General features: G+C 60.7%; 13 protein-coding genes and 1 tRNA gene. 7 read left to right on the top strand and 7 right to left on the bottom strand.

From position 1 onward, the window contains the following. The first annotated feature begins 112 nt into the window (after positions 1 to 112). The 3 genes from CGS49_RS13080 (at position 113) to CGS49_RS13070 (ending at position 4,551) form a co-directional block, all read left to right on the top strand. Positions 113 to 2,131: a fructose-1,6-bisphosphatase gene (locus tag CGS49_RS13080; RefSeq protein ID WP_097802224.1), complete on the top strand. Its 2,019-nt coding sequence runs from the start codon at positions 113 to 115 to the stop codon at positions 2,129 to 2,131. Positions 2,132 to 2,405: 274 nt separating this feature from the next. Next, a complete protein-coding gene (gene murA / locus CGS49_RS13075) occupies positions 2,406 to 3,689 on the top strand; it encodes a UDP-N-acetylglucosamine 1-carboxyvinyltransferase (protein ID WP_097802223.1) in 1,284 nt (427 codons plus the stop codon). Between the two features lie 73 nt (positions 3,690 to 3,762). Next, on the top strand, positions 3,763 to 4,551 hold the full coding sequence (locus CGS49_RS13070) for an MBL fold metallo-hydrolase (RefSeq protein ID WP_097802222.1): 789 nt from the start codon (positions 3,763 to 3,765) through the stop codon (positions 4,549 to 4,551). 38 nt (positions 4,552 to 4,589) lie between these two features. Here CGS49_RS13070 and CGS49_RS13065 read toward each other — a convergent pair whose 3' ends face one another. From CGS49_RS13065 to CGS49_RS13035, 7 genes are all read right to left on the bottom strand, one after another. Beyond that, entirely contained in the window at positions 4,590 to 5,567 is a 978-nt protein-coding gene (locus tag CGS49_RS13065) for an ATP-binding protein (RefSeq protein ID WP_097802221.1), read from the bottom strand. A 9-nt stretch (positions 5,568 to 5,576) separates the two neighbouring features. Next, positions 5,577 to 6,491 (bottom strand): DnaD domain-containing protein, encoded by a 915-nt coding sequence (locus CGS49_RS13060; RefSeq protein ID WP_097802220.1) that lies wholly within the window; start codon positions 6,489 to 6,491, stop codon positions 5,577 to 5,579. Positions 6,492 to 6,495: 4 nt separating this feature from the next. Continuing rightward, positions 6,496 to 6,861: a hypothetical protein gene (locus CGS49_RS13055; protein ID WP_097802219.1), complete on the bottom strand. Its 366-nt coding sequence runs from the start codon at positions 6,859 to 6,861 to the stop codon at positions 6,496 to 6,498. Positions 6,862 to 6,999: 138 nt separating this feature from the next. Next, on the bottom strand, positions 7,000 to 7,254 hold the full coding sequence (locus CGS49_RS13050) for a type II toxin-antitoxin system RelE family toxin (RefSeq protein WP_097802218.1): 255 nt from the start codon (positions 7,252 to 7,254) through the stop codon (positions 7,000 to 7,002). Further along, positions 7,251 to 7,463 carry a hypothetical protein gene (locus CGS49_RS13045; protein ID WP_097802217.1) on the bottom strand — a complete coding sequence of 71 codons (213 nt, stop codon included), beginning with the start codon at positions 7,461 to 7,463 and terminating at the stop codon, positions 7,251 to 7,253. The genes CGS49_RS13050 and CGS49_RS13045 overlap by 4 nt, the downstream gene beginning before the upstream one ends. 157 nt (positions 7,464 to 7,620) lie before the next feature. Then, positions 7,621 to 7,696, bottom strand: a tRNA-Gly gene (locus CGS49_RS13040). 52 nt (positions 7,697 to 7,748) lie between these two features. Further along, positions 7,749 to 9,317 (bottom strand): peptide ABC transporter substrate-binding protein, encoded by a 1,569-nt coding sequence (locus CGS49_RS13035; protein WP_097802216.1) that lies wholly within the window; start codon positions 9,315 to 9,317, stop codon positions 7,749 to 7,751. A gap of 257 nt (positions 9,318 to 9,574) precedes the next feature. On the opposite strand from CGS49_RS13035, the gene murD reads away from it, so the two are divergent. The 4 genes from murD (at position 9,575) to CGS49_RS13015 (ending at position 14,259) form a co-directional block, all read left to right on the top strand. Further along, positions 9,575 to 10,978: a UDP-N-acetylmuramoyl-L-alanine--D-glutamate ligase gene (gene murD, locus CGS49_RS13030; RefSeq protein ID WP_097802215.1), complete on the top strand. Its 1,404-nt coding sequence runs from the start codon at positions 9,575 to 9,577 to the stop codon at positions 10,976 to 10,978. Continuing rightward, complete coding sequence (locus CGS49_RS13025; protein ID WP_097802214.1) at positions 10,975 to 11,730, top strand: GNAT family N-acetyltransferase; 756 nt, start codon at positions 10,975 to 10,977, stop codon at positions 11,728 to 11,730. The genes murD and CGS49_RS13025 overlap by 4 nt, the downstream gene beginning before the upstream one ends. A 12-nt stretch (positions 11,731 to 11,742) precedes the next feature. Further along, the gene (locus tag CGS49_RS13020) at positions 11,743 to 13,011 is read left to right on the top strand and encodes a methionine gamma-lyase family protein (RefSeq protein WP_097802213.1); all 1,269 of its coding nucleotides are present in this window, start codon (positions 11,743 to 11,745) and stop codon (positions 13,009 to 13,011) included. Positions 13,012 to 13,080: 69 nt separating this feature from the next. Further along, on the top strand, positions 13,081 to 14,259 hold the full coding sequence (locus CGS49_RS13015; RefSeq protein ID WP_097802212.1) for a pyridoxal phosphate-dependent aminotransferase: 1,179 nt from the start codon (positions 13,081 to 13,083) through the stop codon (positions 14,257 to 14,259). The last annotated feature ends 218 nt before the right edge of the window (positions 14,260 to 14,477 follow it).

Here is a 14,477-nt window from a genome sequence, read left to right as displayed (position 1 = left end):
TACCACTTTTCGCCCCGGACGTGCTATACTATAGAATAAGGAAAAAATAATACATGAAACGCAACATCTTTGCAAGGCCCGGCGGCGGGCCGCAGGCAGAGCGCTGTTGGCGATGGAGGAGACCATGCGCACCGAGACCGACGAGATTCGTGACAACCTGAAATACCTGACCCTGCTCTCGCGGGATTACCCATCGCAGGCGGCAGCGGCCAGCGAGATCATCAGCACGCAGGCCCTGCTCAAGCTGCCCAAGGGCACGGAACACTTCATGAGCGACCTGCACGGCGAAAACGAAGCTTTTGTGCACATCCTGAACTCGGCCTCCGGCGTCATCCGCGAAAAGGTGGATCAGGTGCTGGGCGAGGCTGTGCCGGAACACACCCGCGCTGAACTGGCCACCCTGATCTATTACCCGAATGAAAAACTGCCCCAGCTCAAGGCCCGCTGTGCCGACGAAGAAGTGCTGGACCAGTGGTATACCGAAACGCTGCTGCGGCTCATTGACATCTGCCGTCTGGTGTCCTCCAAACACACCCGGGAGCATGTGCGCAAGTGCCTGCCCGCCAGCTGCGGCTACATTCTGGACGAGCTGCTCCACGCCCATTTCGAGGACCACGACAAGGACCTGTACTATGGTCAGATCGTGGGCAGCATCATTGAAAACGGCCGTGCCGACCGCTTCATCGTGCGGCTGTGTGAGCTCATCAAGCACCTGGCTGTGGACAAGCTGCACATCGTGGGCGATCTGTTCGACCGCGGGCCGCGCCCGGATATCATCCTCGATCTGCTCATGCGCCACCATAACGTGGACATCCAGTGGGGCAACCACGACGTGGTGTGGATGGGCGCGGCGGCCGGCAGCCCCATCTGCATCTGCACCGTGCTCAAGACCACGCTGGCCTACCACAACCACGGCATGATCGAGGATTGCTACGGCATCAACCTGCGCCACTTGCAGCGTATGGCCGAGCAGTATTACGGCGAGGACGACCTTTCCATCTGGATGCCCCACACCGACGCTGCCCGCGGCCCCTATACAAAAGGAATGCTGCACCGCTGTGCCGTGATGCACAAGGCCATCAGCATCCTGATGTTCAAGCTGGAGTGTCAGGTCATCGACCGCAACCCGGACTTCCAGATGCAGGGCCGCGACTACCTGCGCCGCATCGACTGGGAAAAGCACACCGTGAAGATCGGGGAGAAGGAGTACCCCCTGCGGGATGCATCCTTCCCCACGGTGGACCCCGCCGACCCGGCGGCGCTGAACGCGGACGAGCAGCTGGTGCTGCGCAAACTGGTGAGCTCTTTCCGCCAGAGCGAAAAGCTGCAGCAGCATGTGGAGTTCCTGTACGCCAAGGGCAGCGTGTACCACATTGAAAACGGCAACCTGCTCTACCACGGGGCTGTGCCCATGACCAGCCGGGGTGCCTTTGCCATGGAGCGATTCGAGGGCCATCGCTACTCCGGCCGGGCCCTCATGGACTACTGCGACGCCCGTGCCCGCCGGGGCTACTATGCGCCCGAGGGCAGCGCCGCCCGCCAGAGCGGACAGGACTTTTTGTGGTATCTGTGGTGCGGCAAGCTTTCGCCGCTGTTCGGCCGCAGCGCCATGACCACCTTTGAACGGCTCTATGTGGAGGACAGCTCCACCCACACCGAAGTGAAGGACCCCTATTATACCTGGTACAACGACGAGGCTGTCTGCCGACGCATCCTTGCCGAGTTCGGCTTGCCGGGCTCGAGCCACATCGTCAACGGCCATGTGCCCGTGCGCGAAAAGAACGGCGAGAGCCCCATCAAGGGCGGCGGGCGTCTGGTGGTGATCGACGGCGGTTTCTGCCGCGCCTACCACGAAAAGACCGGCATCGCGGGATACACGCTGGTGTATTCCAGCCGCACCATGTCCCTGCGCACCCACCAGCCCTTTGAGAGCGCTGAAAAGGCCGTGAAGGAGAACCTGGACATCATCTCGCAGAAAAACATTCTGGAAACGGAAAATCATCGCATCCTCGTGGAGGACACAGACGAAGGCGAAGTGCTGCGGGAGCGGGTGCACGACCTCAAACAGCTGGTGACGGCCTACCAGCTGGGCTGGATCACCGAGACCCGGTGCGAGGATCATGTGTGGTAAAGTGCGACGGCAGCGTGATTTTTTGCCCGTTTTTCTGTAAAATTTCTGAAAAAGAAATCAAATTTTCCGAATAATCGTCGTGATTATGGGCAAAACAGAAAATAATGAAACTTTACCAAACGGGACTTTGCTTTTTTGTGAAAGTTGTGTATAATAAGATAGCTGTAACTGCGCGGCACTGTTTGCTGTGCCCGCGCGGCAGCCAACGTAAAAATGCTTTCACGAACCTTAACAGGCCTGCTGCGACCGGGCCTTTGACAAGGAGATCATAAAATTGGAGAAATTTGTTATTACGGGCGGCAAGCCCCTGCACGGCGAAGTTACCATCTCGGGTGCAAAAAATGCGGCGGTGGGCATTCTGCCGGCCACCATTCTGGCTGCGGATGTCTGCGTGATCGAGAATCTGCCGGACATCAGTGATGTGGCGGTGAGCCTGAAGATCCTCAGCGTGCTGGGTGCACAGATCAAGATGCTGAACCGCAACACCTACGAGATCGACACCACCCACCTCACCGGTACCAATGTGCCGGACGATCTGTCCCGCCAGATGCGCGCCAGCTATTACTTCCTGGGCGCACTGCTGTCCCGCTTTGGCAAGGCACAGGTGGCCATGCCTGGCGGCTGCAATCTGGGCCCCCGCCCCATCGACCAGCACCTGAAGGTGTTCAGCGCACTGGGTGCAGAGGACAGCGTGGACTACGGCATGATCACCGTGCGCGCCAAGGAGCTGAACGGTGCCCACATCTTCTTTGATAAGGTCAGCGTGGGCGCGACCATGAACGGCATGCTCTCCGCTGTGATGGCAAAGGGTCAGACCATTCTGGAAAACTGCGCCAAGGAGCCCCATGTGGTGGACCTGGCAAACTTTTTGAACATGTGCGGTGCCGACGTGCGCGGCGCAGGCACCGATGTCATCAAGGTGCGCGGCGTGGAAAAGATGCACGGCTGCACCTACAGCATCATCCCGGACCAGATCGAGGCCGGCAGCTACATGGTGGCAGCCGCGGCCACCGGCGGTGACGTGCTGGTGAAGAACGTCACCCCGAAGCACCTGGAGCCCATCACCGCAAAGCTGCGCCGTGCGGGCGTGGAAGTGGAAGAATTCGACGATGCTGTGCGCGTGCGCCGCACCGGCGACCTGCTGCCGCTGAAGATCAACACCATGCCGCACCCGGGCTTCCCCACCGACATGCAGCCCCTGATGGGCGTGCTGCTGAGCGTGGCGAAGGGCACCAGCACCATCACCGAGAGCGTGTGGGACAATCGCTTCCGCTATGTGGACGAGCTGCGCAAGATGGGCGCCAATGTGCAGGTGGACGGTCAGGTTGCCGTGTTTGAGGGCGTGGACAAGCTCACGCCCGCGCCGCTGCGTGCGCTGGACCTGCGTGCCGGTGCCGCCATGGTGGTGGCGGGCCTGATGGCCGACGGCACCAGCGAGATCGAGGAGATCGGCCACATTGAGCGCGGCTACGAGAACATCGTGGAGAAGCTGCAGGCTCTGGGTGCGGACATCAAGAAGGTGGACCGCACCCCCGCAGCGCTGGAACAGGCACTGTAAACCGTTCATAACAAAAACAAACAGCCTGCTGCATCACGCGGTAGGCTGTTTTTGAGTACATCAGAGGTCCTTCATGGCAGAATTCATCTCGTTATATTCCGGTTCCTCCGGCAACTGCAGCGTGGTGCGCTGCGGGCAGCGGTATCTCATCGTAGACATGGGCAAGGGGGTGCGCACCACTTCGGCGGCGCTCAAGGCGCTGGACCTTGCCATCAGCGACTGCGACGGCATTCTTGTCACCCATGAGCACAGCGACCATGTGAAGGGGCTTTCCACCTTCCTCAAAAAGAACCCGCTGCCGGTGTACGGTGCGGCGGCTACGCTGGATTTTCTGGACGCCAACGGCATCGTGCCCGCCGCCTGCGAGCTGAACACGCTGGAGGGCAGGGAAGAAGACGTGGGTGCCTTTGGGGTGCAGAGCTTCCCCACCAGCCACGATGTGCCCTGTGTGGGCTACCGCATCCACACCCCGGACGGCAAGACCATGACCATCGCCACCGACCTGGGCGTGCTGACCCCGCCGGTGCACGAGGCGCTTTCCGGCTGCGACCTTGTGGCGCTGGAAAGCAACTACGACCTGCACATGCTGCGCACCGGGCCGTACCCGTACTATCTGCGCAGCCGCATCGAGAGCACCCGGGGGCATCTCTCCAACGACGAGTGCTCGGCAAAACTGCTGGAACTCATTCAGGAAGGCTGCAAGCGGTTCGCCCTGTGCCACCTCTCGCAGGAGAACAATACACCGGCATTGGCGCTGCAGACCGTGTTCAACACGCTGGGCGCAGCGGGCGTTGTGCCGGAAAAGGACTGCGTGGTGCAGGCCCAGCGGCGCAACGAGATCAGCCCGGTATTGGAGTTCTGAGTAAAAGAAAAAGCAGCGCGTATGCGCTGCTTTTTCTTTTACTCATTTGCCTTTTGGGTGCGAATGTCGTCGCCCGCAAACAGGCAGGGGACGAAAGCGGAAAGGCGGCTGGAAATTTTTTCGGTATACAGCTTTTCCAGCAGGGCACCGTCGGTGATGTTGGTGGTGACGATGGTGGGCAGCTTTGCGCCCAGACGGTTGTTGAGCAGGCTGTACAGGCTGCTGATGAGGAAGGCTGAGTTGAACTCCGAGCCGAGATCATCCAGAATGAGCAGGTCGGCATTTGCGGCAGTCTGCAGCAGCGTTTCTTCCTCGTCGGCCGGGTCGGAGCCGAAGTGCAGGCCTTCGAGCTTGGAGAAAAAGTCCGGGCTGGAAACGTAGATCACGTCATAGCCTTTTTCCAGCACGATGCCTGCAATGGCAAGGGCGGCGTGGGTCTTGCCGAGGCCCGCGTTGCCAAAGAGCATCAGGCTCTCGCTGTGGTGGTCAAAATCTTCTGCGTAGCTGCGCAGATCGGCCAGCAGGTCGGCCATGTATGGACGGATGGCACCGCCCACCTTATCGTCGGTGCGGCTGGGGTAGTAGCGCAGTTCCATGGTGTCGAAGCTGGAAATGGACAGGCTGGACAGCGCTTCGATCTCCCTGCGGCGCAGCTGCTGCATCACCTTGTGGACGCATTCGCAGGTGCGGCCGTTCACGCTGCCGGTGTCTTGACATTTCGGGCAGGTAAAGTGCGGTTCCAGCGCGTCGGCGGGGCGGCCGCTCTCGGCCAGCAGGGCGGTCAGTTTCTGGCGGGCGTCGGCCAGGGCGGCGGCGGCTTCGGTGCGGTCTTTGCCCGCAGCCCCGGCCAGTGCACAGCGGATGCCCCGGATGCGCACTTCTTCTTCCGCGTGGCGCAGGGCGGGCACAGCGGCTTCGGCCTGGGCGCGGGCGTCCTCGGCGCGGGCGCGAGCCATCTGCCGCCGGGCGGCTACGGTACGCAGGGCTTCCTGATACAGTTCATTTTTGGTACGCATGGCTTCTCCTTATTCCGGCTTCTTTTTCAGCGGGCGGCGGCGGGCGGCGTTCTTGAGGAAGTCGTTGCCGCTGGGGGCCTCGCGGTCCACTCGGATGTTCCGGCTGGCCCCTGCGGCGGCCACCGGGGCACGCACATCGTGCACGGTGCGCAGCCCCTTGGCGTTCCAGGTCTTGAGGATGCTGTTCCAGTACCACAGGTCGCGCTTCGGCCCAGCCTGCACGGCGGCTTCCTGCACCATGGCGTCGTCGTAGCCGTATACCTCGTACCAGCGGGCAATGGCCTTGCGCCCGCCGAGGGTCAGCTCGGTCTCCGGGATGCCCAGCAGGCCGCTGACGTACTGCTCGCGGCTCTGGCGCAGGGCCAGCAGCTGCAGGTGGGCGTCGGCCTGCTCGCCGGTCTCCACGCCCTCGGCACGCCAGACTTTCAACTCGTGCAGCACCGAAGCCATGGTGCGCTTGCCCCGGCCCGCCATGTAGGCCACGCAGAGCATGACCGTCTCGGGCGCGTAGCCCTCCTGCACATAGAGATTGACCAGCTTTTCCATCTCGCCGTGGGTCAGGGCGCGGCCAAACCCGGCCTGTGCGCAGTCGATGAGGCTGGAGATCATGGGGTCGGTGCGGCTGGCGGCGGCGATCTCGGCCCAGGTCATGGGTGCGGGGGCACTGGGCTCCTCGCCCGGGGCGGCATTTTCTTCATATTTTTCCAGCAGCCCTGCGCCCGCCCAGAAGGAAAGGGCGCTCTCGGCACTGATGCGGCTGCGCAGCTTGAGGTCTGCACAGATCTTTTCCGGGTCGGTGATGCCGGTGGCCAGCACATACAGCGCCACCCGCACATTGTATTCCTCGGCGATGCCCAGCTTGGAAAACACCAGCTGCGGCACGGCGATGGTGTCGCCCTTGAGCTCTTTCAAACGATAGATCATTCTTTTATTCCTCTGCTTGTTCTTCGGCGGGCGGCTCCCACGGGTCACAGTCCATCATGTCCGGGCAGTGCTTCCAGCGGTCCGGCTCGGCGTTGAAGGCGTCCTGCAGGCACTGGGCGGCAGCGGCGCGGCCCTCGTCGGTCAGCGGGAACACCTGCTGCATCCGCAGGGCTGGGTCGGTCTTTTCCAGCGTCCAGGGGTCCGGCCAGTAGTCCACGGTGAGGATGGCTTCGTCCTTGATGGCACCCTCGCCGCCGTCCGGGTCGGGCACGCTGCGCTTGCCCGGGGTGAGCCGGTAGCGCAGGCCGTATTCGTTGCCGCTGTAAGTGTTTTTGCATTTGAAGTAATGCAGCAGGGGAACAAAGATCATGATGCAGAAGGTCCTTTCCGGCAAAAGGCATGGCCCTTTGCGCAATCAATTCTATTATAAGGCCACCGGGCCAAAATGCAACTGCTTTTGTGAGGACGAGGGCAAAAAAAGAGCACCCGACAGGGGCGCTCCTGAAAATCAATAGCGGTTATAGATCTGCCCACGGTTGCCGATGTCGATCACACAGACGACCAACTTGCCGTGATCGACCGTATAAATGATCCGGTAAGAGCCGACGCGTAGACGGAACAATTCAGCGTGACCTTTCAGCTGCTTGATATCACCGCGCTCCGGCAGTGCATGGATGGCTTCCATGATTCGGCGCTGCTGCTCCTCGGGCTGCTTTTTGAGAAACTTGACCACTGCTTTTTCATACAGGATCGTATAACTCATAAAGCAATGCCGAGTTCCTTGCAGACCTCGTCCTCGGTGTAAGTCTGGCCCCGCTCCGGGTCGTTGAGATAATGCTGATAAAGTTGCTCGCAGTAAGCATCATCGGCATCTTCATCTGCAGTCAGGCCCTGTACATAGGCGAGGACATAACCCAGTTTATAGGCAGGTACTTCGTCCAGAAGCTGAATGATGCGCTCTCTGTCACTCATAAAAACACCTCCCAAACGATGCTTGAACTCTACGCTCATTGTATTGTAATTTGCGCGGGATGTCAATATAAAAATCGTGAAATTTGCGATGCTTCGTCATGAATAGGTAAAAATAAAAAACGGCAGGACGTCTGACAACAACGTTCTGCCGTTCATTTGGAGCAGGGTACGGGACCCGAACCCGCCGCCTGCTGCTTGGGAAGCAGCCGCTCTACCGGATGAGCTAACCCTGCATTGCTCATTTATTGTAGCAAAGCAGGGCGGGCTTGTCAAGAGCGAAACGGGTCAGTTCTTCTCGGCAAAGGTCACATCCACCACCGGCGTGAAGGGGTCGAACACCAGCCCGGAGATGCCGTCCGCGATCAGCAGGCGCTTTTGCTGGGCCAGCAGCGGCACCACGGTGCAGCCGTCCAGCAGCTGGCGCTCACACTGGGCAAGCAGCGCACAGCGGGAACTGCCGGTCTGGGCGGCGCTCTCCGAAAGCAGCTGGTCGTAAAGCGGGTCGTCGCAGCCGGTCAGGGAAGTCTCCCCGCCGAACTGCTGCAGCATCTGGTACACGCTGCCGCCCTCGGCCTGGATGGGGGCCAGTGCAATGGTGTAATTGCCGGCGGCAAGGCGCTTGGCGAACTCCTCCTGCGGCACTTCCTCAATGGAGAAGAACAGGGAGCAGTCCTTCTGCCAGGCACCGTTGATCTGCTCGGCCAGTTCAGTCAGGCCCGCTTCCTTCGGCACCAGCAGCGTCACGCCGGAAAAGTCCGAGCTGGCCATGCCCTGCCGGGCGTTCAGGTAAAGCGTGCGCGGGTCGGTGATGGTGGGCAGCGGGTCACCCGCAAAGGTGCGGTAGTCGATGCCGTCCACGGTCAGCCTTGTGGGCACAAGGCCCTCGGCGGCGGTGTACAGGCCGGAAGACGGCACCGTGACCGTCTCCCGCGCGATGCCCGCCAGCGCCTGCCGCAGCTCGGTGTTGGAGAACACGCTGCCCTCGGTGCTGTTGAACAGCAGTGACCATGTGGTGTCGGAGTAGCTCACCGACTGCAGCGCGGTGGCCTCGCCGGTGTCGTCCAGCGCGGCGGAGCACTTTTCGTCCGCGATGAGCTGGGCCGCGCTCTTGCCGGAATTGCTGGTGTTCTGCACCAGACGCAGGCTGCCGATCTGGGGCGCGGAAACGTCCCGGCGCAAAAACAGGCCGCTGGCCGTCCAGTTGTAGAGGTAAAAGCTGCCGCTGGAAAGGGTGGTCTTGGCGGTCAAGCCGTAGGTGCCCCGGGTGCTGTCGAAAAATTCCTCGTCGCAGGGCATGGCACCGGGCAGGGTGAGCTTGGCAAGGAAGTTGTCGTCCTTTTCACTCAGGCGGAACACCAGTGTCAGCGGGCCGCTGGCCGAGACGCCCAGAGTGCTTGCGTCGGCTTCGCCTGCCAGCACAGCGGCACTGTTTTCAAGGGCAGAAAACTCCACGGCATAAGGGGAATTCGTCTGCGGCTGGAAGATGCGCCGGAAGGCAAATACGAAGTCCTCAGCAGTGATGGCGTAGTCGGTGGAAGCGCCCTTGACGGCCCGGTAGGTCAGGCCGTCCTTCAGCTGGAAGGTGTAGGTCTTTCCGTCCGGCGAGACGGTCCAGCTCTCGGCCAGATCGGGCACGATCTCGCCGTCGGAATTCTTGCGCACAAGGCCGCTGTAAAGGTTCTCGCAGGCAATGACGTCCGACGCGGCCGACGCCACCTGTGGGTCGAGATTTGTGGGAATGGTATCCACGAACCATGTAAAGCTGGCGGCACTGGAACTGCCGCCGCAGCCCGTGAGGGAAAACAGAAACGCAGCAGCAAGCACCGCTGCGGTAAAACGGAAGAAACGCTTCAAAAGAGATGACCTCGTTCTATGGTGATGTTCAAAGACAGACGTTTCTTGTATACAAAAAGCGCTCTGCTTCGACAAGTGTAGCAGAAACGGCGGCAAAATACAATTGAAGAATTATGAATTTGCCGCGCTTTTTGGTGCAAAAGGGCTGTTTTCCGTTGCCAATTGCGAATAAATGGACTATAATGGTACAGTGAAACATCTCAGCACCCACGGGTGCGTTACATATGACCAATACTACGCAAGGAGGAACTGTTTTTATGCAGAAGGATCAGCAGAAGCTTGTCGATCTGATCAAAGGCAAGAAGGTGGCCTTCATCGGTGCCGGTGTCAGCCACAAGACCCTCATCAAGGAGTTCGTGGAGCTGGGGGCACACGTCACCCTGTGCGACCAGAAAAAGAGCGTGGAGGACTTCGGCGACTACGCTGCCACCATCAAGGAGCTGGGCATCGGCCTGAGCCTGGGCGAAAATTATCTGGACGGCTTCAAGGGCCAGGACATCATCATGCGCACCCCGGGTTTTGTGGGCTACTTTGAAAAGCCCCTGCAGGATGCCATGGCCGCTGGTACCATGGTCACCAGCGAGGTAGAACTGTTCTTCGATTTCTGCCCCTGCGAGATCGTGGCTGTAACCGGCTCCGACGGTAAGACCACCACTACCACCCTGATCTCCAAGTTCTACGAGGCCGCAGGCCGCAAGGTGCATCTGGGCGGCAACATCGGCGCGGCCCTGCTGCCCATGCTGCCCGAGGTGGCCCCGGATGACGTGGCTGTGGTGGAGCTGTCCAGCTTCCAGCTCATCAGCATGCACTCCAGCCCCAACATTGCAGTCGTGACCAACGTCACCCCGAACCATCTGGACCACCACAAGGACATGCAGGAGTACATCGACGCCAAGCGCAACATCCTGCTGTACCAGAAGCAGCCCTGCCGCGCCGTGCTGGGCTATGAGAACGAGATCAGCCGCAGCATGCAGAAGGACTGCAAGGGCAAGCAGGTGTGGTTCACCCGCCTGCACGACACCGACAACGGTGCCTTCCTGCGCAAGGAGGACAACATGCTCTGCATGGCCGAGGACGGCGTTGTGACCCCGTTCCTGGCCCAGAAGGACGTGAAGCTGCGCGGCCTGCACAACATCGAGAACCTGCTGGCTGCTGCCGCTGCCGTGTGGGGCGAGGTGCCCGTGGAAGCCATCCAGAAGGTGGGCAGCACCTTCACCGGCGTGGAGCACCGCATCGAGCCGGTGCGCACGCTGGACGGTGTGCTGTACTACAACGACTCCATCGGCACCAGCCCGACGCGTACCATCGCCGGTCTGCGCAGTTTCAACCAGAAGGTCATCCTCATCGCGGGCGGCTACGACAAGCACATCCCCTATGAGCCCCTCGCACCGGAAGTGGTGGCTCACGTGAAGAACCTCGTGCTGATGGGCGCTACCGGTCCCCGCATTGAAAAGGCTGTGCGTGAGGACCCCGGTTTTAACGAAGCCGAACTGCCCATCCAGCACGCTGACAACATGCAGCATGCCGTGGAGCTGGCCCGCGCCTGCGCAAAACCCGGCGACATCATCATCCTGTCCCCGGCCAGCGCGTCCTTTGACCTGTACCCCAACTTTGAGGTGCGCGGCCGCGAGTTCAAGAAGATCGTCAACGAGCTGAAGTGATCGCGCAGGTCAACACGAAAGAACGCCGTGCCCGCTTTGCAAACGCCTGCCGGGGCAAACCGGTGCTGGGGGCAACGCTGCCGCTGGACCTCGCGCTGTTCGGCAAAAGCCAGCCCTGGCGGTTCTACGCCGGGCCCACGCTGGCGCTGGAACTGAGCGGCAGTATGGCATGGCTTGCCGGACACGCAAACCCCGAAGAACTGGCCAGCTTTCTGGCCTTCTGCGGGTGCGAGAGCGTGATTCTGGACGAAGCGGAATGCCTGCCGCCAAACGGCTGGCAGAAAGCCGAAATGCTGACGGTGTTCGGCCTTGCCCCCGGCAGGACGCTGCCGCTGCCCGCAGCAGACGAAGCTCTCTGGGAGCAGCTGACCCTTGACCGGGAGCCGCCTGCCATGGCGGTGGCCCGGGCGCTCTACCCGGCGGATACTGCCCGGCAGGAGGATTTTTACTCCGAACTGTGCTCGAAGCGCGCCCGCGGCAAAGCCCTTGCATGGACGCTGCAGCGGGGGAGCGAGACGGTCTGCACTGTGGGTGCCTATGCCCTCGCCAACGGGCAGGCCTACATGGCCTGCGGGCAGACGGACCGGCCTTTGCGCGGCAAAGGCATCGGTGGGCGCCTCATCGTCCGGATGGCAAATGAGCTTGCTGCAGAAGGGTACCGCCCGGTTTTTCTCTGCAGTCCGGAACGAGTGCACTTTTATACCCGGCTGGGATTTGCAAAGCTGGGGGAGTATGCAAAATATAACAATTAAGGAACCACTATAATGTCAATTCTGAACCACTTTTTCGATTACAAACCCGAAGTTCTGGCGCTGGACGAAAAGGCCATGGAACTGTGCCAGCCCTACTTCCGCCATATGGAGGAGATCCGCGATTTTAACCAGCTCAAAATGCTGAAAGCTTTCGCGGACACCCAGATGTCCTCCACCGATATGCTGGGCACCACCGGCTACGGCCTGTGGGATACCGGCCGCGCAAAACTCGAGCAGATCTTTGCCGAGGTGATGGGGGCCGAGGATGCCCTCGTGCGCAGCCAGTTCCAGAGCGGCACCCACACGCTGGCCGTGGCCCTGTTCGGTCTGCTGCGGGCAGGGGATACCCTGCTGGCCGCCACCGGCCGCCCCTACGATACGCTGGAAGGCGTCATTGGTCTGGACGGCAAGGGCAAGGGTACCGGCACCCTGATGGATTACGGCGTGAAGTATGACGAAGCACCCCTCAAGGCCGACTTCACCCCGGATTACGACCTCATTGCCAAAAAGGCACCCGGGGCCAAGGTGTGCCACATCCAGCGCAGCCGCGGCTACCTGCAGCGCAATGCCTTTGATCTGGATACCATCAAAAAGATCACCGACACCGCCCGCGCCGCCAACCCGGAGATTATCATCTTCGTGGACAACTGCTATGGCGAGTTCACCCAGACGCAGGAACCGTGTCAGGTGGGTGCGGATATCGCAGTGGGCAGTCTCATCAAGAACCCCGGCGGCGGCATTGCCCCCACCGGCGGCTACATCGTGGGCCGCAAGGACCTTGTGGAGCTGTGCGCCTACCGCCTGAATGCTCCGGGTTTGGGCAAGGAGCTGGGCTGCACGCTGGAAACGCCCCGTGATATGTATCTGGGCTTCTACTACGCCCCGGGCGTGGTGTGCGAGGCCATCAAGACTGCCATTTACGCCCAGTGCATGCTGGAACTGCTGGGCAAGAACCCGGTGCCCCGTTACTGCGACGACCACAACGACATCGTGACCTGCTTTGACGCCGGCACCGCCGATGCCCTGATCGGCTTCTGTCAGGGCATTCAGGCGGCCAGCCCGGTGGACAGCTATGCCGCCCCGGAACCTTCCCCGGAGCCGGGCTACACCGATGAAGTGGTCATGGCAAGCGGCAGCTTTACGCAGGGCAGCACCATCGAGCTTTCCTGTGACGGCCCGCTGCGTGAGCCCTACACCTGCTACCTGCAGGGCGGCCTGAACTTCGCCGCCAGCCGTGCAGGCGTGCTGCTGGCCATCCAGAAAGCGTATTTTAAGGATTGAGTCAAGCCGATCAGCTCTCCCCGGTGCGGGAGAGCTTTTTGCGTAAAACAGTAGAAAAGGGGAAAGTATATGCCTGTTTTAAGTGGCCGTGTGGGTACGTTTACAGATTCCGTCATCCGCCGCATGACCCGCATCAATAATCAGTACGATTCCATCAACCTTTCGCAGGGCTTCCCGGACTTTGACCCGCCCCAGCAGCTGCTGGATGCGCTGGCAAAGACCGCCTACAACGGCCCCCACCAGTACGCCGTGACCTTCGGCGCGCAGAACTTCCGTGAGGCACTGGCGAAAAAGACCAGCCCTGCCCTGCACCACGAGGTGGATCCCAACACCGAGGTCTGCGTGACCTGCGGCGGTACCGAAGCCATGATGGCAGCCATGATGACCATCTGCAACCCCGGCGACAAGGTGATGATCTTCTCGCCGTTTTACGAGAACTACGGGGCCGACGCCATTCTTTCCGGGGCAGAGCCCATTTATATCCCGCTGGTTCCGCCGACTTATGAGTTTGATATTTCTCTTATCGAGAAAGGCTTTGCCGAGGGCGCCAAGGCACTGATCCTGTGCAACCCCTCCAACCCCTGCGGCAAGGTGTTCCGCCGGGACGAGCTGGAAGCCATTGCAAAGCTGGCGATCCAATACGACGCCTTTGTGGTGACCGATGAAGTGTATGAGCACATCATCTATGCGCCCGCTGAGCACATCTGCATGGCCAGCCTGCCCGGTATGTTCGAGCACACCATCACCTGCAATTCGTTGTCCAAGACCTACTCTATCACCGGCTGGCGTCTGGGCTACCTCATCGGACCCGCCGAGGTCATCGAGGGTGCCCGCAAGGTGCACGACTTCCTCACCGTGGGCGCGGCAGCACCCCTGCAGGAGGCTGCTGTGGCCGGGCTGCAGCTGCCGGAAAGCTACTATAAGGAACTGCAGGCCATCTACACCGCAAAGCGCGACCACTTCCTGGCCGGGCTGGACCGGGTAGGGCTGAAGCACAATATCCCGCAGGGTACCTATTTCGTGATGATCGACATCTCGGACTTCCTGGCTCTGCCGCAGTTCAAGGGCTGGACCGACCTCGAGTTCTGCGAGTGGATGATCAAAGAGATCGGCGTAGCTGCCGTGCCGGGTTCCAGCTTCTTCCGGGAGCCGGTGAACCATCTCATCCGCATGCACTTTGCCCGCGGCACCGACGTGCTGGACGAAGCCATCCACCGGCTGGAAAAGCTGGCAGACCTGCTGAAATAAAAGTGGGCTCGCCCTCTCCGTCATTGCTTACGCAATGCCACCTCTCCCAGAGGGAGAGGCAAGAACGTAACGGTTAGGCTTTTGGCTTTTCCCATGGGAGAGCCGTCGAGCAAAAGCGAGACTGAGAGGGCGAGGACGCTTACAATAAAACATTGTAACAACACAACAGCGCCGCAGGAGATTCTTGTCTCCTGCGGCGCTGTTTCTTTCCCTTACTT

Source organism: Faecalibacterium langellae (assembly GCF_002549775.1).
Lineage (GTDB): Bacteria > Bacillota > Clostridia > Oscillospirales > Ruminococcaceae > Faecalibacterium > Faecalibacterium langellae.
Note: the sequence above shows the minus strand (reverse complement) of the source record. Positions and strands in the feature narration are given on the sequence as shown.